This window comes from Chryseobacterium indologenes (genome assembly GCF_001295265.1).
GTDB classification, from domain to species: Bacteria; Bacteroidota; Bacteroidia; order Flavobacteriales; family Weeksellaceae; genus Chryseobacterium; species Chryseobacterium indologenes_A.
This window is the reverse complement of record NZ_LJOD01000017.1, coordinates 13,695-36,369: the sequence shown is the minus strand read 5'-3', so window position 1 is coordinate 36,369 and position 22,675 is coordinate 13,695. Positions and strand designations below refer to the sequence as shown.

The following is a 22,675-nucleotide window of genomic DNA, read 5'->3' as shown; positions in this document are numbered from 1 at the left end:
ATAGAAAAAAATTAAACAACTGATCTTTATTGCTGTATTATTGAATATTTAAAATTTGTGTTATATTTTGTTAACACTAATAAATTTTTTTTATACTATATCGGATATATATGTCAACAAAAAGAACCCGGAAAATGGGTTCTTTCAATGGATTAATAGCATATTTACCAGACAGGTAACAACGCTGTGGCTTCCCGCTTCATGTTTTCCTTTTTACTTGTTCTTCAGCCTTTCTATGATTGCTAAAAGTGATTTACGGTTTTTAGCCTCATGATAAAACCTGGGAAGCTTCTCCAGAAGTGTAAAATGAGTACGGTCTTTATGCTCCCGGAGGTCCGCAGCAATGTAATTTTCCAGATATTCCAGATGGGGTCCGTTATATGCACAAAATATATCATCTTTAAAAGAATGCTGCAGCCAAAGTTCGGCTCCAAAATAAACATGAGCAGCTCTTATACTGAGTGCTTTATAACCAAAAATGCAGGATTCCATGGAGGTCTCTTTATTATAACCACAAGCAGGACAGAACAGTCTTGCTTTTTTCTGTTCCCTGTCAGTTTTGGCAAATGCTTTCTGTCCGCAGACAGTACAGACTACCCAGACTTCATCATAGAAATCAGAGATCGTTTTATTCTGATCGGTGAAACGAATTTTATCAGACATTTTTTATTGAATATAATAGATGTTGAAAGAATACCGGATTTACTCCAGATAATGTTTATAATTCGGAGACCTTTCCCCTGGCAGTGATGGTATAAGTTTTAATAACTTCCTTTCCGGGTTGAGTATATTTTATTTCTGCAATACAATAGGTATCATAGGCTTTCTTTGTGCCAAGGTTTACATTCTGCTTTTCTACAAAGGCTTTAAACTGAATGTCCTTAACCCCGCCGTTTAATGTAATCTTAATGTTTTTCACTACAAAATTAGAGGGCGCTTTTTCTAAAGCTGTAATATCAAACGTACATACAGCCCCTGTGTCATCGATGTTTTTTCTGACGCTATATTTCTTTTCTACAGCATGGGAAAAGCCTTCCGGCAAAAGGATTTCCTGATCTGTCAAGAGGGTATTATCCGGTGTTCCTGAAGGCTGGCAGGCCGTAAATAGAAAGAATAATAACAGAACGATAAAAGAATGGGTGTTTTTCATATTTTTATGTGTTGATTGTTTAATCATACCAATGAAGGATTCTGATGGAATAGCCGTCTTGCGCAAAAGCTTTCAGCAGGGCTTTACCAAGATATTCATTTTTCAGAGCCTGTCTTATTCCGGTAAAGAACATACTTCCTGTACCTTCATATCCGGGAATATCCTTGTTTTTTCCAATGTAATGACGGGTTGTCTTTACTGCATCCTGCTGTGTTGTAAATACTACATTAATATCCTTGGCAACTCCGGTGATGTCAGAAAGATGAACTTCCTGCTTTTCTATATAGTGAAAGACACCATTTGTTTCTGTTTCTATAGATAAAATACCATTGTGCGGACGGTAAGCGGTAATTACTTTTAAGGTATCTTCAAAGCGATTGGACTTTGACTGTAATTCTAGATCTTTCTTCAAATAAATATTCAGAGTCTTTACTACGGCAGATTTCTGTGGAAAAAGAAATGAACCCGTTAGAATAGACAGTATCAGGATATATCGGTGCAGAAGATATTTCATGGTTGACAGTTTACAGCAAATCTACACTATCAGGCTGATAAAAAAAATACCCCAAAAGAGGTAGGTTGGGTATAGAAGTATGGAGCCATGCAAAACAGAAGGAGTATTCAAATGAACAACGCAGAGCCAATTCCATTGATTTTTTTGAAATAGAAAACAAAGCTAAATACAATAAATAATTAAAGGGTATGCAAGGTTGAATAATAAAAAAGCCCCAAAGCAATGAGCTCCGGGGCATATGTTATTCTGAATCGGAATGATTAAGCTAAGCTTACTCTTACGAATCCGGTTACTTTAAGGTCTCCGTTTACAGATTTTACATAATCAGCAACTGACATGCTTCCGTCTTTAATGAAATCCTGGTGTACCAAAGTATTGTCTTTGTAGAATCTCTGCATTTTACCTTTCAGGATATTGTCAATAATGTTTGCAGGCTTACCTTCTTCAGTAAGTTTGTGTCTTTCGATTTCTAATTCTCTGTCAATAGTTTCCTGAGAAACCGCATTTTCATCCAAAGCGATTGGATTCATTGCAGCAACCTGCATAGAAACAGCTTTAGCAGCTTCCTCAGCTCCGTCTACTTTTGCAGAAAGAGAAGTGATGGCAGCAATTTTGTTTCCAGCGTGGATGTAAGCTCCCAAGAATGGTCCTTCAAGTCTTTCGAAAGCTCCGATCTCGATTTTTTCACCGATAACACCTGTCTGCTCAACTAATTTCTCAGCAACAGTAATTCCGTGGAAGTCTGTAGCTAAAAGTTCTTCTTTTGTAGCAGCGAAAATAGCCATTTCAGCTAATTCGTAAGCAAGCTCAATGAACGCTTCGTTTTTAGCAACGAAGTCAGTTTCGCAGTTTAAAGAAATAACAGCACCCAGAGTGTTGTCTTCGTTTACTCTTGCGATTACAGCTCCTTCAGTAGACTCTCTGTCAGCTCTGTTAGCAGCTACTTTCTGTCCTTTTTTTCTAAGGATGTCTACCGCTTTTTCGAAGTCTCCTTCAGCTTCAACTAGAGCTTTTTTGCAGTCCATCATACCTGCACCTGTTTGGTTTCTTAATTTCGCTACGTCTGCAGCAACTGGTGTATAAGACATAATATCTATTATTTTTTATTTAAGATTAGTATTAATTTTTAGCTTAATTTTAAAGCAGTGCAAAGATAATAATTTTAATGATAAACTAAAAAATGACTTTTCACGTTATTGATATATTTAATACTATTTTAAAGCCTTGATTAATGAAAAAAATCTTTCTACTCATATTTCTATGCATTTTTGCATTAGGTTTTTCTCAAAAAAAGAAAAAAACGAAATCCAAAACAGTTGTAGAAAAAGAAACGGTGATCATCTATACGGAACAGGAAGCTGAAACTTCAAAAGAGCCAAGAGTAATTGCAGGTTTTCTTAAACAGAACCCCGGACATGCCAGAACAGATTTTTTTAAAAGAAAACTGGTAGAAATCATTCTGGCGGATAATTCATCTTCGGAAACAAAACCAGGGATTGTCCCTGTTGGCAAGACAGCGGATATTGCTAAAAGTACGGACACAAAGAGCGGAAAGACACTGGCTTCCAATACTTCTTCTCCTGCAAAAACTGAAAGAACTGTAAATTATGCTTCAGCGGGATCACTGAAAAGTGCCGGTTCCGGCAAATCCGAACCTAGTGATGAGGCCAAAAGAACAGCAGCCATGCTTACCCATATTTTTAATAATGATGCAGGAAAAAATGAAGCTTATGTGAACATCAGAAATAAATCCGGCTGTCCGCTGGTATTAAAAATTAATGGTAAAAAGTCGTATAGCCTGAGTGTTGCGGCCAAAAGCCAGAATTTTATCCTGATTGATAAAGGGGAATATTTACTGAGTACAGCTATCTGTGATGCCAGCTACAGCTCTTCCAAAAAGATAACCCAGGATATTGAACTGGTATTGAATATAGCAGAATAGAAATAAATTAATAAGAAGGAAACTAAAGTAAAACCGGCTGAGAAATTTTTCTCAGCCGGTTTGTTTTTTTATCCTTTAAACTGTCCCATCGCAATGAATTTCTCCTGTCTCTGGGTTTCAAGCTCCTGTCCTGTAAATTTGGAAAAAGCTTTGATATTCTGTAAAATAGAATTTTTCAGGTTTAAATAGGTGGTTTCAGGGTCATAATGAGCCCCTCCAAGCGGCTCCTCAATGATTCCGTCAATAAACTTTTCTCTTAAAGCATCGGTCGGAGTAAGGTTCAGTGCGTTGGCTGCATCCTCCTTGTGATCCCAGTTTCTCCATAAAATTGACGAGCAGCTTTCCGGAGCAATTACTGTGTACCAAGTGTTTTCCAACATATATACCTTGTTTCCAACACCAATTCCTAATGCACCACCACTGGCGCCTTCTCCAATAATATAAGTGAAGATAGGAGTTTTAAGCTGTACCATTTCAAAAATATTTCTGGCAATAGCTTCACCCTGACCTCTTTCTTCAGCTTCTAATCCTGGATAAGCTCCCGGGGTATCCACCAAAGTAATTACAGGGATATTGAATTTCTCAGCAAGCTTCATCAAACGTAAAGCTTTTCTGTAACCTTCCGGATTCGGCATTCCGAATCTTCTGTGCTGTCTTTCTTTGGTCGTTCTTCCTTTCTGGGTTCCTATGATCATTACTTTCTGACCGTCAAGAGTAGCTAAACCGCCAACCATTGCAGGGTCATCAGCGAAATTTCTGTCTCCGTGAAGTTCTAAGAAGCTGCCTTTGTCTGTCATTCCTTTGATATAGTCCAGTGCGTATGGACGATCCGGGTGACGGGACAGCTGTACTCTCTGCCATGGAGTGAGGGCGCCATAGATTTCTTTTTTCTTTTCTAAAATCTTATCCTCAATCTGGCTGCATGCTAATTTTACATCAACACCACTTTCTTCTCCTACTAAAGAACAAGTCTGAAGTTGATCCATTAGTTCTTTGATAGGAAGTTCGAAACTTAAATATTCCATTTCTTGAAGTAAATTAAATCTTTCAAATTTATGAAAAATTATGGGAACCTATTTAAAATTATTGATAGCATTGTTTATTCTGGAGATACTTTCCTCTTTTCCAAGGGTTTCCAGAATGTCAGGAACATCTGGTCCTTTCAATTCTCCCACTAAAGACAGGCGTAGAGGCATCATTACTTTTCCCATTCCCAGGCCTTTATTCTCCGCAAAATCGTGAACCGTCTGTTTTAGTGTTTCTGCATTGAATGTTTCTGTTCCGTTCAGAGTTTCAGCAAGCTCTCCTAAAATAGCATACGTTTCTTCGTTCCATGCTTTTTTGGATGCTTTTTCATCATAAGCTACAGGAGCTTCAAAGAAAAACTTCCCGTTTTCATAAATATCTTTAGGGAAGGTAGCCCTCTCTTTCATAAGTCCAATTACCTTTAGCAGTTTCTCGTCTGAAGCGCCGGACAGGTCAAGGCCTGTGTTTTTTAAGATCTGAAGAAGCTCTTCATCAGACTTCATCTGCATATACTGGTGGTTAAACCACTCCGATTTTTCTTTGCTGAATCGTGCACCTGCCTTATGTACTTTATGAAGGTCAAACTCTTTGCACATTTCCTCCAGAGATAAGATTTCTTTGTCATCAGCAGGAGACCACCCAAGAAGTGCAACCATATTGATGAAGGCATCCGGAAGGTAACCATTCTCTCTGTACCCTTTAGACACAATGCCTGTTGCAGGATCTTTGAAATCCAGCGGAAAAACCGGGAACCCGAATTTATCACCATCTCTTTTGCTTAATTTCCCTTTGCCTTCAGGCTTTAAAATTAAAGATAGGTGAGCGAACTGAGGGGCTTCCCAGCCCATTGCTTCATATAATAAAGTATGGAGTCCCAGAGATGGAAGCCATTCTTCCCCACGAATCACATGAGAGATTTCCATTTCATGATCGTCAATAATATTGGCAAAATGGTAGGTAGGCATTCCGTCATTTTTTACCAGAACTTTGTCGTCAAGGGTATTGGTATTCACGGAGAATTTTCCTCTGATGATGTCCTCAAGGTTCAGGATGCGGTCTACCGGCATTTTAAATCGTACCACATACGGTGTTTTTTCAGCCAGTAACTTCTGTACTTCTTCTTCAGTAAGGGCAAGACTGTTTCTCAGCCTGTTTCTTGTTTTATTGTCATAGGAAAATACTTCACCATTAGCTTCATATTCTGCCCGGATGGCATCCAGTTCCTCAGGAGTATCGAACGCCAGGTAGGCATAGTCAGTCTTTAAGATCTGCTCCGTATAACGGTCATAGATGTCTCTTCTTTCAGATTGTCTGTAAGGGGCAAATTTTCCTCCTTTCTTAGGACTTTCATCAGCGATGATCCCGCACCATTCCAAAGCTTCCTCAATATATTCTTCAGCTCCTTCTACATATCTTGCTGTATCTGTATCTTCAATTCTCAATACAAATTCTCCGCCCTGGTTTTTGGCAAAAAGATAATCATATAATGCGGTTCTTACGCCTCCTAAATGCAAAGGTCCTGTTGGACTTGGAGCAAAACGTACTCTTACTTTCTCCATTTCAATTAAAATTTTGGTGCAAATTTACTTAAAATTTGCGTTTTTTAAGATGATTTATAAATTTGATTCCCGGGTTTTTATGACTTATGAACATCAAAAATATGAAGTTAAAAATAACTCCATCCGTTGTATTTAACATTAGTTCGGGATAATAACATCTGATAGATACAGGTTTGAAGCTGGATGATGGAAGAGGGAATTTATGAATGTCAGCAAGAGCAAATATTGATGTGTCTTAATTTAATTTTCTGGAGGCTTTCAATACCTATAACTAAAATTTACTTCCAGTTTCCTTCTTCCGGCCTTTTAAATTTAAATTCGTTAACCCGAGCTCACGTTATTTATTTTTTTAGGAGCAGCAATTTAAAGAACAGGACAGGGTTTTTATATTTTATCCTGTATTTCTCTTTTTTCCATTCCAGCTGCAGCTTTTCTTTTTCAGACTCTGATTGCGTATCAGAAAGTAAAACTTCATATTTGAAATGGAGCAGCTGCAGCCTGTATTTCTGATAAAGATCTTTATCGGCTTTGATATAGTCCAGGTATTTTCCCGTCACTTTTTTATAAGAATCTTCCATCAGCTTCCAGTTTCTTGATAAGCTGGTTGAAAGAATTCTGTAATAAAATAATTTTTTGTCGATGAATCCAACTTTATAACCTTTGGAAGTAAGTCTCAGGTTCATATCCCAATCTTCAGTATTGATGTTTTCATCAAACGGATATTTTACCAACAGTTCTTTTTTTACAAAAGTTCCTACATTGGATGTCCTGTTTTCAGCAACATTTTCATGAAAAAAATTCCTCATGCTGTCTATCACTCTTTTCTTTTCTTTAGGAGTATAGACTTCAGTCATTTTATCCTCATTCTGGTAATATTTATAACCGTCCGAAAGAATAAAATCAACAGTGTTTTTTTCAATGAAAGCTACTTTTTCCGCTAAGCTGTCTTCAGTATACCAGTCGTCTCCGGATAGAAGGGAAACATATTCTCCAGAAGCCTGCGCAACTGCTATATTGATATTTTTAGCCACTCCAAAACTTTCAGTATTTCTGATCAGCTTATAATGCTGTGTAAACTGTGAAAGTGTATGTTCTGCAATTTCAAAAGTTTTATCTGTTGAGTTATTATCTAAAAGAATGATCTCATAGTTAGGGTACGTCTGTGAAATGGCAGACAGGCAAGCCTGCTCAATAAACTTTTCATGGTTCATTGTGATGATCACGAGACTTACAAGAGGTAGGGTATTCATAACGAGTATGAAAAATTTTTATTTGGGTTAAAATTAAGGACGTATCCTGTATATAAAATAATAATATTCATCCATAGACTTTCTTACTAAAGCAGGTTGCTTGGCTTGAAGTGAGAAGTACTTGTATATTTTTTCTTCAAAGTCAAGTCTTGGTATAAATTTATGGTAATCTTTTGAAATAAGAATGATATAATCAGGATCTGTTTGTTTCAGATAAGATAGATAAGCATCCCAGTCTTTATTTTTTTTAGTTAATAGCAGGGTGGCATTATTGAGGCCCCAGGTATCGTATAAATAACAATCCGAAAAATAAGCTATTGCTCCGGCGTCTGAATTAAGTATCCTGAACTTTATGTTTTCCTCTAACGATTTTTTCTTAAGATATTCTCCAATATATAATGGGCCATGCTCCATAGCTTCTGTGTATGACCCCATATAAAAAGTTCTATGTGAATTCAAATAATTGGCATAAGTAAAGAATCCTGATATGCTTAGTATCAACAAAAGAATGTTTATTCTTTTATTTTTTAAAGTATTTATGTTTTCATAACTCAAAAAATAAATATAATAAACAAATAACGGATATCTGTAGCGGTCAAAGAAATTCATTACTTCATCTATGAAAAAAGAATAATAAATAATAAAGAAAAATAATGGAGAATAGAATATTAATTTGGTCTTATAGTTCTTAATCGCAAACACAATAATCGGTGAAAAGATGAGTGTGATAGCTATAAAATTGATGATTTTTTTAGATGAAAATTCCTGGGTATTCTTCAGGAGAAAAGGAAGCGGGGACAAAACGTCATAATAGTAAGTAGTATATATAAAATATAAAAGTATGGAGGCGAACACACATAATGCTCTTTTGAAAAATATTTTGCTGAAAAGTTTAGTGTCAATGACAAAAAAAAGTGTGAATATAATAGCTTCAGGTCTGATGAACGGTAGTAGAAAAGCCAGTAAATAAGCTATATTCTGATTCCTGTATTTAAGGAAAAAGAACAGAACTGTTGCAAAAAAAACAGTTTCCAGACCATGAGAAATATTAAATGCAGACCAAATACTGAAGAAGACAGAAAATATTAATATAAGTCCTTTTCTGGTAATAGATGTATGTGTTCTGAAACTTTGGAATAAGAATAATAGTACAGTTGTAATAAGTACAAAGCTTATACTCTTGTTGATATAAATGGGGTTTATAATGTGTTCAAAATTAAAAGACTGGCTCTGAATAAGCATCCATAATACACTGGTTTGCCCATTTCCCTGGACTGTATCTATCAGATTGTACCAGGGCTTTCCTTCCTGAAAAAAATGTTTAGAATAGGTAAGTGTGATGTATGAGTCATCAAGGAAGGTATTCTTTAGAATATAAGAGACATATAGTAATGGGAATAAAGCCAGTACTAAGAATACTAATGATAGAATATTATTCTTTGTATTTTTTATCATAATGATGTTTTTAGCCTTTCAAATCATCGTTTTTTTAGATTGGCTTTTATCGTTTTTAGTTTATTTTAACTTGAGTTAAAGAATGAAACTGAAACATTTATTTATACTATCAGTTCGTTGTATTGCTATGAATATGTTGGAATTATTGCATCATATTATATATTTTTGCTAATATAATGTCTTCAACATTATCAACGGGAATTCCACTTTGTCCGTAACTGAAGAAACTGTCATAGCCCTCGTAGTTTGGAGAAGGCTTATTAATATGCCATTCTACGGGAAGGTAGCTTGAAACATCATTGGAATATCCTAATACAGTTAATTTCAGATTAGGAAAATGTTGGTATAAATCAAGAGCATATTGAGATACAGCTTCGCGGCTTAGAGCTATAATGTTCCAGTTTCCAATCTTTAAAATTTGTATATATACTGTCGCAGTAGTAGGAAGTGTGCCTGTGTCATACTGATCTATGATTCTGTTTGCCCATTTTAAGTTTCTTTCAGAGGTTACGTCGTAATGTCCGATACTGGCATTTCTAATATTTATAGCTTGATTATAGGTGAAATTATTTAGAGGAACAGCGACAGAATCAAATTTAACAGTAATATCTCCTGTAATATCTGACGGAGACATGGAAAATAGATTATTAAAATCTTGAGTCAGCTTATCGGCTGTCTGATCGGGAATATCTGTATCATAAGGGTTGATGTCTCCTGCACACCCCTGCATGAATTGAACATTGTTGATGTTCTTTAATATGCTCAATTTATCTCTTGTTGCTCCAACATAATTTGCTGATATTGTTACGAAATCTCTTGCCTGATCATACCATACCGGATGTGTACTTGCGCTTAGAATTATACCATTTGCAATATTGGTAATATTGTTTTTTGAAACCACCATTGTAATATTATCATCTAATTCTTTAGAACTGTCAGCCCGGTTATATCCTATATCTGTTTTACCCTTTGTAAAGCTCAAATTACTGTTTATTTTGTTTTGAATTGCATTTTGTGCAGCCATCAAAATTGCATTTTCTATGATTTTAAGATATTTTGGATCCGGGACTTGATAAAAATCCTGATGGCAGGGATAATTTTGAGCTACCGGGGCATAATGGGTATGTGAACAGTTAATTAAAACAGCATCTTCATCAATATTGTATAGCTGTTTTATTTTCGTTTTTACTTTCCGTGAAAAAGAATAATCGATTCCACATAAATCTAAAGTAATTATGAGTGCCTTTTTTGAATTTTTTTCAAAATAGGAAGCATAAGTATAAATCGGTGTTTGACTATGCTGTGAATAATATAATTTGTTATTGGTTGAAGTTGCATATAATCTGTCATTAGAATAAGTTATATTAGAGAGATAAATATCATATGTTGTGTTGTTAGGAGTTCCTATTTTGGACCAGTCTTCATTAGATAGTGAAGCACTTCTTGTCCATAAATCATTATCATATTTGGATATTGCAATTAGATTCGTTCCATCATTGGTTAGAGACCTAACATTATTAGCTGTGCCAATGTCTGTCCATGGTACATCGAATGGACTATTATCTCTTACCCACAGAGTGTTATTTTTATCTGTACCATATAATTTATTGTTGAGAAATGTGAGACCGGTGGTATAATATGCATGTCCAATATTTGTCCATGGAATATCATATTCTACTGCATCCCTCATCCATAATATGTTATTTTTATCCGATCCGTAAAGTTTACCATTGCCATAAGTCAGTGCTGTTACATAATAAGCCATTCCTATGAAAGTCCAATAGGGAGCACTGGAATTATTTATATCAGCCTGCCAAAGCTTATTGTCGCTTGTCGCTACATATAGTTTTGTGTTGGAAGAGCACATAGCAACAGCATAGTTTGCAATACCCATTTCTAAAAAATCAATACTGAACCTTCCCTCTCTAGGATTACCAAAACCGGCTAGTGGAGAAGAGAGTATCGTGGAGTCTGGATTAATCAATTGTTTTGAAAATCCAACAAAATAGTTTTGCCCGGAAATAAAACTTTGAAGTAAAAGTACTACTAAAAGATTTTGAATAAGCTGTATTTTAGACATAATTAGTTTTCTTTTATGATTTTTTGAGTGAAGACTGCTGCGTCTTCATAAGCTCCTTTTAGAAAATATATTCCCGCAGGAAGATCGGAAATGTCAATAAACTCTGGGTTGAAGTAAACTTTTATAATCTTATTGTTGGCATTTATAACTTGTAATTTTTTAACTTTTTCTGTTCCGTAGACTTTTCCTGATGTAGGATTGGGATAAAAAGATGTCATATTTTTTACAGAGTTTTTATCCAAAGGTTTTCCTTGAACAGATACATTATCTATAAACCAATTATTTCCATCATCATCTTGCTTCACAAAAGCTATATATATATGTTTTCTATTATATTTAGAAATGTCAATTTTTTTAATAGTGAAACTTTGCCCAAACGTAGAATCATCATAAGATTCTATTGTTTGGAATTTATCACGATCTATTTGGGAATGTGTGGAAATTTTTATTTCGTATTTTGTTGAATTATCAATAAATGAATTTCGTTGTGAAAAAGTTAAATAATTATTTTCATAGTTACTTAGATCAATTTTAGGTGATACAATCCAATCTTCATTTAATTTACCCGAATTTTCATATCTTACGAAAAGACATCTATCGGAACCTTCCTCATCTAAATTTACTAATTTCCAATTATTAAAATCATCACCCGCTTTATTATCTCCCTTAAAGGCAATCCAGTCTTCAGGAAGCTTGGACAGATCGCGATAATGGTCAAAGTTTTCAAAAAATTGCCCAAAAGAGAATGAACTGAAAAGAATAAAAAATATAAATACTAATTTCATGATTTATTTTTTTAATAATTATTTAAATTTATATTTTGCTTTAATTACTTATGGTATTTACCATGTTTTTATTGCCGTTATATATGCCTTATGTCTAGGAAATTTACATCAATTTTTTTTATATAACAAAAAGTATATTTAAATATAAAGATTACCTTTTTTACTATTGATTAATCAGTTTTTGCCAGACTGGCCAGACAATAATTTAACTAAAGTTTTTAATTCTTTTTTATTTAAGATAGATTTTGTTGCAGATTAAGTATCTCTTCCAGCTTTTGAGCAAAAATATCAGGATCCAGTCTGTAATCTTCATGGAAGCCTTCTTCATCCTGAGGGTAAATATAGAAGTTAAGATCAAATTTCATTTCAGCTGCCAAAGTAGAGAAGATAGGAAAATCGCCCCATACGGCGCTGTACCAGGACAGTCCTTTGGCTCCCGGATTGGCGAAAATCAGATTCGTCCATGCTGCACCACTAGGACCAATGATGTATTCTGCATTATTCACCATGTAGATCTGTTCGTGGATGTTCAGGTCCTCAAAGAATACTGCCTCAAAGCCATGTTTTTTTGAAATTTCAAGAATTTCTTCTTCATTATATTTTCTGAACTTAGACTTTCGGGCAATAAATATCCTTTTAACAGGCTGTACCCGTACTTTACTCATATCCAGACCGTCAAAGCAGGTTTTTCTCAGATATTGAAGAGATTCTTTTGATATTTTAGCAAACCGTGCATCATATTTTTCACCCGGCATAATATTCGGAACTGCGTAATTGATGCTGGTGATGTGCCACAGTTTTTTAAACTGATAATAATTTTTATCGTGGTTGAGGAATACAATCTTATAATCCTTCAGGAAGAACTGTAAAAGCTCTTTCAGGTTTTCAACTTTTTCTACATCCGAATCTACAACAATCAGTTTGTTTTTGGCATCCGGAATATGGTTGAAAAATTCAATTTTTGAAAGAATATCGATCAGGAAATGATAATAGTTGAACGTAAATGTTCCTCCCAGAAAAATAGCTTCCTCATTATAATAAATATTCTTGTGATTCTTAACTTTAGCCAGCGTCATAGAATGCTGCATCAGATTCACAGTGTTGTACACATAAATAATCCGGTCATCATCATGCCATCTTTCATAAAAGATCTTCTGCTTTTTACTATCTAAAAAGTAAGTAGAGTCAGGAATACATAATACATTCTGAAGCGCAAGGATTTCCACTTCATTTTTAGGTGTTTTTACAGAAATCTGTCGGGATCCGAATGTTTTTGGAAGATAAAGATCTCCTTCATGTTTTTCTTTTATTCTGATTCTTTCCGTGCAATATTCAGCAGGGATAGAATCCAGTGGTAAAAAATCAGTGACAAGCCTTTTGGCCTTCCTGAAAAATGATTTAATATAATATTTTCTTCTGAGGGCTTTAAGCTCAACCTCCAGATTCTCAATTTGTTCCTTTGCGTTCATATCCTGTAACTTGGGATGACCTAAGATGATAAGCTGTTTCGGGCCTTATGGTAGAAAAGCAGTGTCTGTTTCTACAGAATTTCCTGATAAAAGCTGATCGTTTGATTTACCATTCTGTCAATACCAAAATAGGATTCTACAGATTTTCTGGCATTCAATGACAGGCGGCGTCTCAGATCATCGTCCTCAAAAATAAGACTTATTTTTTTGTGAAAACCTTCTTCATCAGCAATGAGCCCATTTACTGAATCCTGTATGACTTCCTTGAATGAATCTATGGGGGAACACACAACAGGTTTTTGTATGGCCATTACCTCGAGCAAAGATAAGCTAAAATTTTCACCTTTAGAGGGGAAGCATACCACTTCAGCTTTATTGATAAGCTCTACAATTTCCTTTCCGTTTTTGTTGCCCGGAAAATGAATAGATTCTCTAATCTCGCGTTCCTGAATATGATCTTTAATGTAATCAGGATAATGATTGGGCCTTCCTATAAAATGCAGGGAAGCCTGAGGATAATCTTTCTTAAGTTTAATAAATTCGTGGATTATAGTTTCAGCCCCCTTTTCAAAGGTAACATTTCCCAGGAAAAAAACAGAGTGAGGAATGATCTGAGGATTTTCATCAGGACTGTAGAATTTCTCATCCACACCGTTGTAGATCAGCCTTGGATTTTTAATATCAAAAAGATTCTTATTGATGGTTTCGTTGTATCGGGAAATCGTAATGATATTTTTTGATTTTTTAAAAGCTTCTTTTTCGCAGAAAATACGTCCTTTATGCACCTTTTTATAGCCGAAATATTTTTCCAGTACAGACCACGATCCATGGCAGCGTACAGCATAAGGAATAGCTTGAGGAATAGAAAGTGCCAGCCCGTCAAAATCATGAGTCTCTGCAACATCAAAATGAAGACTGTTTTTCCTGATCCAGCTGCTGATCTTATCGGAGATGATTTTTTTCTCGTAAAGACAGATCTTAAAATGTAAAGGCTCCAGAATTTTAAGTTTTCCGGTAGATGACCTTAGCAGTTCAAGAAGAGGATTAGATTTAAAAATATCTTTAATGGAATGAATGGTTACCCCATCTTCCTGAATGTCGAAAGCATATTTTGAGATCAGGAAAACATGCACCGTAATACCTCTTTTTACAAGCTTTTCAGCTAAGTTTCGGTAAAAGGTACCGGTTCCGCCTACTTTGGGTGTCCGTGAACATTTGTACTCTTTAGTTACAATAAGTACATGTTTGATTTCTTTCATGAATTCAGTTTAAAAACAGTATTCACCCAATGATCCAGGGTGTACTTATAATAAACTGCTTCAGGAAGTTTTTCGTATGGCGTTTCAAAAAAATCTTTTCTTACATTGCTGAAGTTTTTATTCAGCAGCAGAATATTATTAGGATTATAAAAATCGTAATTGGCAATAGTAGGATTATCTGTGATAATCTTTTTTTCCAGGGCCATTGCTTCAAAGATTCTGAAACTAAGCCCGGTCTGATCGGCCCGCATCAGATCCAGAACCACTTTGGTATTCTTATAATATGAGGGGAGTGCATGATGCGGAATCTTTCTTCTCCCAAATCTCAGGATCTCAATATTTTTTTTGTCGAAGATCTGATTCAGCTTATTTTTCCATCCTTTTTTACCCACCATGTACACTTCAAATTTTATTTTCAGCGGACAAAGTCTGTTAATCAGGAGATTTAAGGCCGATAATCTCTTCTGGTCATAAGAAGAAATATAGAATAAATCTAATTTGGGATGCTGTTTTTCTGCCGGAAGATATTCGAGATAATTATAATTTGTGATCTTTTCGAATCCGAAATTTTTTACGTCTTCATCATCAAAAGAAAAAACCGTATCAAAATAGTGCAGAAGATGTGTAGCCGGATTTCTGGCCATGCTGTCGTAAAGGTAAGCAATATTACGGTCTGCATATTCTCTGATCTTCTGATGAATTTCTTCATCAATAGCTTCAGGATTAATTACAAGAATCTGATCCTGTTTTCCTATTCTTTCAAGGGACTCAAGTATGAAATTTTGTCTTTTATAATATTTTGGATTTTTGCCTAAGAAAATTTTGCTGAAAGTATTCTTCAGACGTTCTCCCGTATTCTTATGGGTGAAGGCTCCGATGTTGATATGGCAGGCCTGAATGCCTCTCTCATTCAGCTTATCCACGATATGCTCATCATAGTGCCAGAAATCGAAACTAATTAAACAAATTTTCATACTGCAAAAATAAAAAATTCATATTTAAATTTATATTTTTGGCGAAAAGCCCTGTTATAATGAGAAAAAAAATTCTTATCGATACCGAAAGATTGAAATACCCGAAGTCGGGAATTGCCAATGTATGCATCTCCCTGATCAAGGGGCTGGATGAAAAAGTATCTGATTTTGAGTATTCTTTCTATGGACCCAGAAAAAATATGCCGGTGACTAAAAACCGGTTCACTATTATTAACTGGCAGTTCTGGCAGAAAAAAATTCCTGTCCGTACAGGATCTTTTTCGCTGATTCATACCGCTCACCAGCTTTCTGATTATTTCCATCATATTAAAAGCGGGCAAAAAAAAGTGGTTACTCTTCATGATCTTAATTTTCTACATGACAACAGTTCCGAAAAGAAAGTCAAAAAGAGTACCAGACTCGTCCAGAAAAATATAGGAAATGCAGATGCTATTGTTTGCATCTCCGATTTTGTAAAAGAAGATTTCCTGAAAAACAAACATCTTTTTACGTTGAATAAGGATGTAAGGGTCGAGGTCATATATAACGGACTGATCTTTCCCGAAATTACAGATTTTAATTCTAACAATAAATATAGTTTTATTGGAAAAAAATACATTTTGAATATCGGGGTCCTTTTCCCTAAGAAAAATCAGGAAGTATTGCTGGATCTTCTGACAAAAAATGACAGAGACCTTGTACTGGTAACTTCTTCTGCAAAATCAGCGTATAAAGAAAAGTTTTTAGAAAAAACTAAAGCTTTAGGTTTGGAAAATAGAGTGCATATCCTGGAAAATGTAAGTAATAACGAAAAATATTATCTTCTTCAGCATTGTGAATCATACTGTCATCCTTCATTGGCAGAAGGCTTTGGAATCCCGCCTGTTGAGGCTATGTTTTTTGGAAAGCCTGTTTTTCTAAGCAGATTAACAAGCCTTCCGGAAATAGGAGGAGACCTTGCATTTTATTTTGATGATTTTTCTGCAGAAAATATGCAGCAGGTATATGCCTCAGGAATGCAAACGTACGGATCAAGAACTCATGAATATGCATTGCTGTTAAAAGAAAGAGCTCTTAAATTTGGCTATAAGGAAATGGCAGATGCTTATGAAAAACTATATGGTGAATTGCTGAACTAAAGTTTTACTTTCCCTAATCTCAGTTTCCATTTGAAAGTCCCGAGGCTGTCGCCGCCTTTTATATCAATCCTCTTGATTTCAAATTTATTTTTCCAAGGAAAGTAAGCGATATTATTCCCGATGCGTACTGCTGAGGTTATACCTGCATTCTCCAGCATGGTAAAAAATTCTTTCTTAGCTTGTCCTTTTTTGGGAAACTGGCCGTAAGGGTAAGCCAGAACTTTAGTAAACGGAATTTTTTTCTCCTCAAGAGTACTGATGTTTTTCCGGAGGTCATCAGAGGCTTCCTGAAGGGTAAGCTGTGAATAATTTCTGTGGGAATGGCTGTGAAGGGCAATTTCTACACAATTGGGGTTCAGGGATCTGATCTCTTCAAAAGTCATCAGGCTGCGCTTTTCATTCGTTTCATCTTGCTGAATAAGTTCGGTAGGAATAAAAATAGTGGCCTTCAGCTGATATTTTTCAAGCAAAGGAACCAGATACTGCATATTGTTGAGATAACCGTCATCAAAGGTCATGATTAGTTTACGTTCAGTAGTTCTGTTCGCTTCCAGTTCGTTAAAAAATACGGTATTATAATTGTTTTTAATATACTGAAGCTGTTCTTCCAGATCTTCAACAGAAACGGCTAATGCATCTCTTCCGGAAATATTTTTTCCAGGCTGAACTTTATGATACATCAGAATACGGACACTTTCTGCTTTTGAGAATCCAAGTATTCTTTTAAAGAATCTGAACATGGTTATCTGAATTTAAGACCCCGTTAATTTTTTTATGGAATTCAAAAACACGTAAAAGTTTCGGAGATCCATGTCGTTTTTTATTTATAGTACAGTTCTGTTACTGCGCCATTCCTCAAATTTAATTAAAAATTAAAAGCTTTGGCTTAAAAATATATTAAAATAAGGATTTAAAGATATAAACAACAGCCAGCCGCAATTTTACTGCGGCTGGCTGATATTTTGTATCGGAGTTCTTTATTTATTTCTGAGAATCTCATTGATCTTAATATATTTAAGGAAAGTATAAAAAGCTCCGGTGATAGAAATATAAAATCCTGCTATTCCATCCATAAAACCCAGTTTGAAAATATAGGTTTTCATAAAATCAAAGAAAGGCGAGAATATAATTTTGAATAAGGAAACTTTTTTACCGTTAGCTACCTTTTTCTCTGCCATCAGCTGTGTATAATTATTGATCTTTTCAATATGATGGGCAATACTTTTATAAGTATAATGATCAATATTTCCTGGAAGTTTTCCTATTTTATCCTGAGTGATGAAACTTTCATGAACCAGATCCTCAGAATATTTTCCATGGCCTTTCCTGAAGAAGCGTTCCCTCCATACCGTTCCCCAGCCTCCATATCTGATTGTTTTTTTCAGCAGGATATTGTTGAAATGAACGGTATACACGTTATAGGCGGGAGTACTGCTGTTCAGAATATCTTTGATAGCCTGTACTGCCACTTCATCCGGAACTTCATCAGAGTCCAGAAACAGAATCCATTCACCTGAAGCCTGTGCCAGTGTATAATTTTTCTGGTCACCAAATCCCTCAAACTTTTTTTTGATAAATTTTACTTTCGGAAATCCGGTACAGATCTCCTCAGTTTTGTCCGTAGAAAAAGAATCAACGACAATAATCTCATCTGCGATTTCATAAACGCTTCTGATGCTTTTTTCAATGATTCTTTCCCCGTTAAAAATAATATAACAGACTGATAGCTTCATTAACGAAATTCTGTGATCGTTTTTTCAATGATTTTTACACAGTCTAAAAGCTGCTCCTCTGTAATCACCAATGGCGGAGCCAGTCTGATGATATTTCCATGGGTTGGTTTTGCCAGAAGGCCATTTTCTTTTAGCTGAAGGCAAAGATTCCACGCTGTAGAACTTTCAGGAGTATCGTTGATCAGGATAGCGTTCAGAAGCCCTTTTCCTCTTACTTTGGTGATAAGATCATTTTTCTCGATGATTTTTTCAATCTCAGCTCTGAAAATCTGTCCTAAATGTTCTGCTCTTTCGGATAATTTTTCATCAGCCACAACGTCTAATGCAGCTACGGCAACGGCGCATGCAATAGGATTTCCTCCGAAAGTAGATCCGTGCTGCCCTGGCTTGATCACGTTCATAACAGGATCATTTGCGAGAACGGCAGATACAGGATACATCCCTCCGGAAAGGGCTTTTCCTAGGATCAGGATATCCGGCTGAACATTTTCATGATGGCAGGCAATCAGCTTTCCGGTTCTTGCGATTCCGGTCTGAACTTCGTCTGCTATGAAAAGTACGTTGTATTTTTTACATAATTCGGAAGCATTTTTCAGGAAGTTTTCATCAGGCACATAAACTCCTGCTTCACCCTGGATAGGTTCTACTAAGAAAGCAGCGATATTTCCTGCTTCTCTGCTTAAAACTTCTTCCAGAGCGGCAATATCATTATAGGGAATCTTAATAAATCCTGGTGTAAAAGGTCCGTAGTTCTGGTTGGCATCCGGATCATTAGAGAAAGAAACAATAGTTGTTGTTCTTCCGTGGAAATTATTTTCACAAACGATGATCTTTGCTGCATTTTCAGAAATGCCTTTTACTTCATAGCTCCATTTTCTGGCTAACTTTACAGCGGTTTCTACTGCTTCAGCTCCCGAGTTCATCGGAAGAACCTTATCAAATCCGAATAGGGTAGTGATTTTCTGCTCATATTCTCCCAGTTTGGAGTTATAAAATGCTCTTGATGTTAAAGCCAGTTTCTGAGCCTGATCTACTAATGCACCTACAATCTTTGGATGAGAATGCCCTTGGTTCACAGCAGAATATGCTGAAAGAAAATCATAATATTTTTTACCTTCCACGTCCCATACAAAAACGCCTTCTCCGCGGTCAAGAACCACAGGAAGAGGGTGGTAGTTGTGTGCTCCGTGCCTGTCTTCAAGGTCAATAAAATACTGTGAGTTTTTTGTTGTTTCTGCTGTTGACATATTTTTGGTTTTTGACAAATTTAAGCATTATTAACGAGATGCATCAACAAAAATGGAATACCGCAGAGGGGTAGAATTAAAGTGTATTTTGAGGCTGAAATGAGCTGTATCAGAAAATATTTCTTGACCTGATCCTGCCATGCAGGTATTCTATCTTTTCAGGAGTGTCTTTTTAGGCATGAATATTTTTTATAATGAGTTTTTTGAATGAAAGGGGTGTTTTCCTTGTGAACTTTTGCACAATATGGACCGGTAAAATGCTTTTGATTTTACAGCATACTTTTGATTTTGGATATTAGTTTATGTACTGTAAGAATAAAAAAACAGAACAACCTTAGCTGTTCTGTCTTCGTTAGTTTTTATTATAAAGCGGCATTTATTAAGATGGCCAGTCTCCGTGGAAGGATGCTGTTCCAAGATCAATCTGCTCTGCACTTACAACAAAGCTGATATACATACTATTGTTATCTATTGCATCGAAGTCTACTTCGTGCTGGATTACGTACCCGTTATTCCACTTTAAAGTTGTAAGTGTTCCTTCCTCGTGTGATTTGTTAAAGGTAACCTCTCCTGTTGTCGGCTTATATTTTCCGTTCAGTAAGCTTTCAAGGATATCTGATTTTTCAGTCGCTTCTACTGTAATTTTAATGAGAGCATTAGAAGGGTCTGATGCTACACGTCCTGAAACATCTGTAGATCTTGATACACTGTAGTTCAGCTTTAGTAGTTTCTGTCCGTCCCCTCCGTTGAATTTTAAGATTCCTCTCGAATTTTTTTCTGCCATGATTGGTAAATTTTATGGATTAATATTCTGTGACTTGATTTCTTATGTCACCAAAAATAGAAGTATTTCTGCTAGGAAAAAATAAAATAGAGATAAATCTGAGAAAGTGTAGTAATAGTGCGACTAACAACTGTTAGGTAAATTTGTGTTTGTGAATCAATTATTTATACAGTTTAAGAAGTCTGTATTTCTGGATGTCTTATGAATAGGGCATCTGAGTTAATTTAACTTAATAAATAGCCTTCAATAGACAGATTCAGCTTCAGAATAAGGGTTTCCAGGTTTTTATGGGTAACATTATAACTGCTGCATCTAAAAATAAAAAGCGAAAAATTCCCTGAAAACAGAGTAGAAATCTCTTATTTCAAAATAGCCGGGACTTGAACTTTCAATATTTCTGAAATCATGCTTCCGGAATAATTTTTTTATCCGTGTCTGGTGATAAAACTGGGATACCGAAATAACTGTACTGTATTTTAAGCTGTCTGTTGTTTTTATGGTATTGATGACTGTTTTTTCAGTGTTATCTCCAAAGTTATCCACAAGAATACAGGCTGATGGAATATTATTTTTCATCAGATATTTTTTCATTTCTGTACCTTCCCAATAGCCCTCTTTACCCAAACCACCGCTTACCAGTATAGTTCTGACCTGCTTTTTTTGGTACAGCTCAATACTTTTGTCCAGTCTCGCCTTCAGCCGGGGTGAAAGTGTTCCGTCTTCATTCACCTTATTTCCAAATACCACGGCAAGATCAGCCTGCTGCTGTGTATCAGTAAGACCGTCATAAACAACATAAAGAGAATGAATGATAAACCAGGCCAGGCCGGCAGCCAGAATATATTTTAAACTTTTTTTCAGCATCATTTTAAGGATTGAACAGATACAAAAATAAAAAACTGTCTCAAATAGAGACAGTTTAAAATTTTATTTAAATAATCTTAGTGATTATCGTATTTTTTATCCATTACAAAATCTTCCATGAACTTTGTTGTATAGTTCCCTGCAAGGTAATCTTCATTATCCATCAGCTGTCTGTGGAAAGGAATTGTGGTTTTTACTCCTTCAATATAAAATTCCTCCAAAGCACGTCTCATTTTAGCAATAGCTTCTTCACGGGTCTGAGCTGTAGTGATCAGCTTAGCGATCATTGAGTCATAGTTGGAAGGAATTGTATACCCTGAATAAACGTGAGTGTCTACTCGGATTCCATGTCCGCCAGGAATGTTCAGTCCTGTAATTTTCCCTGGTGAAGGTCTGAAATCTGCGTAAGGATCCTCGGCGTTAATTCTGCACTCAATAGAGTGTAATTTAGGATAATAGTTAATTCCGGAAATAGGAGTTCCTGCTGCAAGAAGGATTTGTTCTCTGATCAGGTCGTAATCAATTACCTGTTCAGTAATAGGGTGCTCTACCTGGATTCTTGTATTCATTTCCATGAAATAGAAATTTCTGTGCTTGTCTACAAGGAATTCAATTGTACCTACACCTTCATATCCGATGAATTCAGCCGCTTTTACAGCTGCGTCACCCATTTTCTCACGAAGCTCGTCTGTCATGAAAGGAGAAGGGGTTTCTTCCGTTAACTTCTGGTTTCTTCTCTGTACAGAACAATCTCTTTCAGAAAGGTGGCAGGCTTTACCGAACTGGTCTCCTGCAACCTGGATCTCGATGTGTCTTGGTTCTTCAATCAGTTTTTCCATGTACATACCTCCGTTTCCGAAGGCTGCTACGGCTTCCTGAATGGCAGATTCCCAGTGATCTTTAAGGTCTTCGGCTTTCCATACAGCTCTCATTCCTTTACCTCCGCCCCCTGCGGTTGCTTTGATCATAACCGGGTATCCGATTTCTTCAGCAATCTTTATGGCGTGTTCATAAGATTCAATCAATCCGTCAGAACCAGGTACACAAGGTACACCGGCTGCTTTCATGGTTGCTTTGGCGTTGGCCTTGTCACCCATTTTTTCAATCTGTTCAGGAGATGCACCAATGAACTTGATGTTGTTTCTCTGGCAGATTCTGGAGAAGTTGGCATTCTCAGATAAGAATCCGTACCCAGGGTGAATAGCATCTGCATTGGTAATTTCCGCCGCAGCAATAATATTAGGAATTTTAAGGTATGAGTCTTTGCTCATTGCAGGACCGATACAAACTGCTTCATCAGCAAATCTTACGTGAAGACTGTCTTTATCTGCAGTAGAGTATACCGCAACGGTTTTGATCCCCATTTCTTTACAAGTACGTAAAATACGCATTGCAATTTCGCCACGATTGGCTATTAATATTTTTTTGAACATCTTCTTCAATTT

The 22,675-nt window shown here is 35.9% G+C and carries 21 protein-coding genes; 2 read left to right on the top strand and 19 right to left on the bottom strand.

All coding sequences use genetic code 11. From position 1 onward, the window contains the following. Positions 1-213: 213 nt before the first annotated feature. The 4 genes from AOB46_RS19380 to tsf all read right to left on the bottom strand — a co-directional run bounded on the left by AOB46_RS19380 (position 214) and on the right by tsf (position 2,752). Positions 214-663 (bottom strand): hypothetical protein, encoded by a 450-nt coding sequence (locus tag AOB46_RS19380; RefSeq protein WP_062702487.1) that lies wholly within the window; start codon positions 661-663, stop codon positions 214-216. Between the two features lie 55 nt (positions 664-718). After that, entirely contained in the window at positions 719-1,150 is a 432-nt protein-coding gene (locus AOB46_RS19375; RefSeq protein ID WP_131724424.1) for a hypothetical protein, read from the bottom strand. 19 nt (positions 1,151-1,169) lie between these two features. Further along, complete coding sequence (locus AOB46_RS19370) at positions 1,170-1,664, bottom strand: hypothetical protein (RefSeq protein ID WP_062702483.1); 495 nt, start codon at positions 1,662-1,664, stop codon at positions 1,170-1,172. A 260-nt stretch (positions 1,665-1,924) separates the two neighbouring features. Beyond that, positions 1,925-2,752 (bottom strand): translation elongation factor Ts, encoded by an 828-nt coding sequence (gene tsf, locus AOB46_RS19365; RefSeq protein ID WP_062702481.1) that lies wholly within the window; start codon positions 2,750-2,752, stop codon positions 1,925-1,927. A 143-nt stretch (positions 2,753-2,895) separates the two neighbouring features. Between tsf and AOB46_RS19360 the strand changes: the two genes are divergently transcribed. Beyond that, positions 2,896-3,606, top strand: coding sequence for a DUF6759 domain-containing protein (locus AOB46_RS19360; protein ID WP_062702479.1), 711 nt, complete (start codon positions 2,896-2,898; stop codon positions 3,604-3,606). 68 nt (positions 3,607-3,674) lie between these two features. Here the strand turns inward: AOB46_RS19360 and AOB46_RS19355 are convergent, their stop codons facing one another. From AOB46_RS19355 to AOB46_RS19315, 9 genes are all read right to left on the bottom strand, one after another. After that, positions 3,675-4,631 (bottom strand): acetyl-CoA carboxylase carboxyltransferase subunit alpha, encoded by a 957-nt coding sequence (locus AOB46_RS19355; protein ID WP_062702477.1) that lies wholly within the window; start codon positions 4,629-4,631, stop codon positions 3,675-3,677. Between the two features lie 48 nt (positions 4,632-4,679). Further along, entirely contained in the window at positions 4,680-6,191 is a 1,512-nt protein-coding gene (gene gltX, locus AOB46_RS19350) for a glutamate--tRNA ligase (protein ID WP_062702475.1), read from the bottom strand. Between the two features lie 341 nt (positions 6,192-6,532). Then, positions 6,533-7,441, bottom strand: coding sequence for a glycosyltransferase family 2 protein (locus tag AOB46_RS19345; RefSeq protein WP_062702472.1), 909 nt, complete (start codon positions 7,439-7,441; stop codon positions 6,533-6,535). Between the two features lie 33 nt (positions 7,442-7,474). Next, positions 7,475-7,876, bottom strand: a complete 402-nt coding sequence (locus AOB46_RS23665) for a hypothetical protein (RefSeq protein WP_185113892.1) — start codon at positions 7,874-7,876, stop codon at positions 7,475-7,477. 1,162 nt (positions 7,877-9,038) lie between these two features. Continuing rightward, a complete protein-coding gene (locus AOB46_RS19335; RefSeq protein WP_062702468.1) occupies positions 9,039-10,976 on the bottom strand; it encodes a PQQ-binding-like beta-propeller repeat protein in 1,938 nt (645 codons plus the stop codon). 2 nt (positions 10,977-10,978) lie between these two features. Continuing rightward, entirely contained in the window at positions 10,979-11,761 is a 783-nt protein-coding gene (locus AOB46_RS19330; RefSeq protein ID WP_062702466.1) for a T9SS-dependent choice-of-anchor J family protein, read from the bottom strand. A gap of 233 nt (positions 11,762-11,994) precedes the next feature. Beyond that, complete coding sequence (locus AOB46_RS19325; RefSeq protein WP_062702464.1) at positions 11,995-13,230, bottom strand: glycosyltransferase family 61 protein; 1,236 nt, start codon at positions 13,228-13,230, stop codon at positions 11,995-11,997. A gap of 71 nt (positions 13,231-13,301) precedes the next feature. After that, the gene (locus tag AOB46_RS19320; RefSeq protein ID WP_062702462.1) at positions 13,302-14,489 is read right to left on the bottom strand and encodes a glycosyltransferase family 4 protein; all 1,188 of its coding nucleotides are present in this window, start codon (positions 14,487-14,489) and stop codon (positions 13,302-13,304) included. Further along, entirely contained in the window at positions 14,486-15,463 is a 978-nt protein-coding gene (locus AOB46_RS19315) for a glycosyltransferase (protein WP_062702460.1), read from the bottom strand. Before AOB46_RS19315 ends, AOB46_RS19320 begins: the two co-directional genes overlap by 4 nt. Before the next feature lie 59 nt (positions 15,464-15,522). Between AOB46_RS19315 and AOB46_RS19310 the strand changes: the two genes are divergently transcribed. Further along, positions 15,523-16,602: a glycosyltransferase family 4 protein gene (locus AOB46_RS19310; protein WP_062702458.1), complete on the top strand. Its 1,080-nt coding sequence runs from the start codon at positions 15,523-15,525 to the stop codon at positions 16,600-16,602. Here AOB46_RS19310 and AOB46_RS19305 read toward each other — a convergent pair. The 6 genes from AOB46_RS19305 to accC form a co-directional block, all read right to left on the bottom strand. Next, on the bottom strand, positions 16,599-17,342 hold the full coding sequence (locus AOB46_RS19305; RefSeq protein ID WP_062702456.1) for a polysaccharide deacetylase family protein: 744 nt from the start codon (positions 17,340-17,342) through the stop codon (positions 16,599-16,601). The two genes, AOB46_RS19310 and AOB46_RS19305, sit on opposite strands and share 4 nt — an antisense overlap. Positions 17,343-17,579: 237 nt before the next feature. Beyond that, complete coding sequence (locus AOB46_RS19300) at positions 17,580-18,335, bottom strand: glycosyltransferase family 2 protein (RefSeq protein WP_062702453.1); 756 nt, start codon at positions 18,333-18,335, stop codon at positions 17,580-17,582. Then, positions 18,335-19,582: an ornithine--oxo-acid transaminase gene (gene rocD / locus AOB46_RS19295; protein WP_062702451.1), complete on the bottom strand. Its 1,248-nt coding sequence runs from the start codon at positions 19,580-19,582 to the stop codon at positions 18,335-18,337. The genes AOB46_RS19300 and rocD overlap by 1 nt, the downstream gene beginning before the upstream one ends. A 379-nt stretch (positions 19,583-19,961) precedes the next feature. After that, positions 19,962-20,366 carry a type VI secretion system tube protein TssD gene (gene tssD, locus AOB46_RS19290; protein ID WP_062702449.1) on the bottom strand — a complete coding sequence of 135 codons (405 nt, stop codon included), beginning with the start codon at positions 20,364-20,366 and terminating at the stop codon, positions 19,962-19,964. Positions 20,367-20,678: 312 nt separating this feature from the next. After that, positions 20,679-21,233, bottom strand: coding sequence for a YdcF family protein (locus tag AOB46_RS19285; protein WP_082377269.1), 555 nt, complete (start codon positions 21,231-21,233; stop codon positions 20,679-20,681). A gap of 74 nt (positions 21,234-21,307) precedes the next feature. Next, positions 21,308-22,663 (bottom strand): acetyl-CoA carboxylase biotin carboxylase subunit, encoded by a 1,356-nt coding sequence (accC, locus tag AOB46_RS19280; protein ID WP_062702445.1) that lies wholly within the window; start codon positions 22,661-22,663, stop codon positions 21,308-21,310. Positions 22,664-22,675 lie beyond the last annotated feature (12 nt).

Coding starts and splice junctions, on each gene's coding strand:
- tssD (WP_062702449.1), bottom strand. CDS start 20,366: ATGGCAGAAAAAAATTCGAGAGGAATCTTAAAATTCAACGGAGGGGAC.
- AOB46_RS19345 (WP_062702472.1), bottom strand. CDS start 7,441: ATGAATACCCTACCTCTTGTAAGTCTCGTGATCATCACAATGAACCAT.
- AOB46_RS19310 (WP_062702458.1), top strand. CDS start 15,523: ATGAGAAAAAAAATTCTTATCGATACCGAAAGATTGAAATACCCGAAG.
- AOB46_RS19315 (WP_062702460.1), bottom strand. CDS start 15,463: ATGAAAATTTGTTTAATTAGTTTCGATTTCTGGCACTATGATGAGCAT.
- AOB46_RS19355 (WP_062702477.1), bottom strand. CDS start 4,631: ATGGAATATTTAAGTTTCGAACTTCCTATCAAAGAACTAATGGATCAA.
- tsf (WP_062702481.1), bottom strand. CDS start 2,752: ATGTCTTATACACCAGTTGCTGCAGACGTAGCGAAATTAAGAAACCAA.
- AOB46_RS19375 (WP_131724424.1), bottom strand. CDS start 1,150: ATGAAAAACACCCATTCTTTTATCGTTCTGTTATTATTCTTTCTATTT.
- AOB46_RS19285 (WP_082377269.1), bottom strand. CDS start 21,233: ATGATGCTGAAAAAAAGTTTAAAATATATTCTGGCTGCCGGCCTGGCC.
- AOB46_RS19320 (WP_062702462.1), bottom strand. CDS start 14,489: ATGAAAGAAATCAAACATGTACTTATTGTAACTAAAGAGTACAAATGT.
- accC (WP_062702445.1), bottom strand. CDS start 22,663: ATGTTCAAAAAAATATTAATAGCCAATCGTGGCGAAATTGCAATGCGT.
- AOB46_RS19360 (WP_062702479.1), top strand. CDS start 2,896: ATGAAAAAAATCTTTCTACTCATATTTCTATGCATTTTTGCATTAGGT.
- AOB46_RS19370 (WP_062702483.1), bottom strand. CDS start 1,664: ATGAAATATCTTCTGCACCGATATATCCTGATACTGTCTATTCTAACG.
- rocD (WP_062702451.1), bottom strand. CDS start 19,582: ATGTCAACAGCAGAAACAACAAAAAACTCACAGTATTTTATTGACCTT.
- AOB46_RS19330 (WP_062702466.1), bottom strand. CDS start 11,761: ATGAAATTAGTATTTATATTTTTTATTCTTTTCAGTTCATTCTCTTTT.
- AOB46_RS19380 (WP_062702487.1), bottom strand. CDS start 663: ATGTCTGATAAAATTCGTTTCACCGATCAGAATAAAACGATCTCTGAT.
- gltX (WP_062702475.1), bottom strand. CDS start 6,191: ATGGAGAAAGTAAGAGTACGTTTTGCTCCAAGTCCAACAGGACCTTTG.
- AOB46_RS19300 (WP_062702453.1), bottom strand. CDS start 18,335: ATGAAGCTATCAGTCTGTTATATTATTTTTAACGGGGAAAGAATCATT.
- AOB46_RS19335 (WP_062702468.1), bottom strand. CDS start 10,976: ATGTCTAAAATACAGCTTATTCAAAATCTTTTAGTAGTACTTTTACTT.
- AOB46_RS23665 (WP_185113892.1), bottom strand. CDS start 7,876: ATGGGGTCATACACAGAAGCTATGGAGCATGGCCCATTATATATTGGA.
- AOB46_RS19305 (WP_062702456.1), bottom strand. CDS start 17,342: ATGTTCAGATTCTTTAAAAGAATACTTGGATTCTCAAAAGCAGAAAGT.
- AOB46_RS19325 (WP_062702464.1), bottom strand. CDS start 13,230: ATGAACGCAAAGGAACAAATTGAGAATCTGGAGGTTGAGCTTAAAGCC.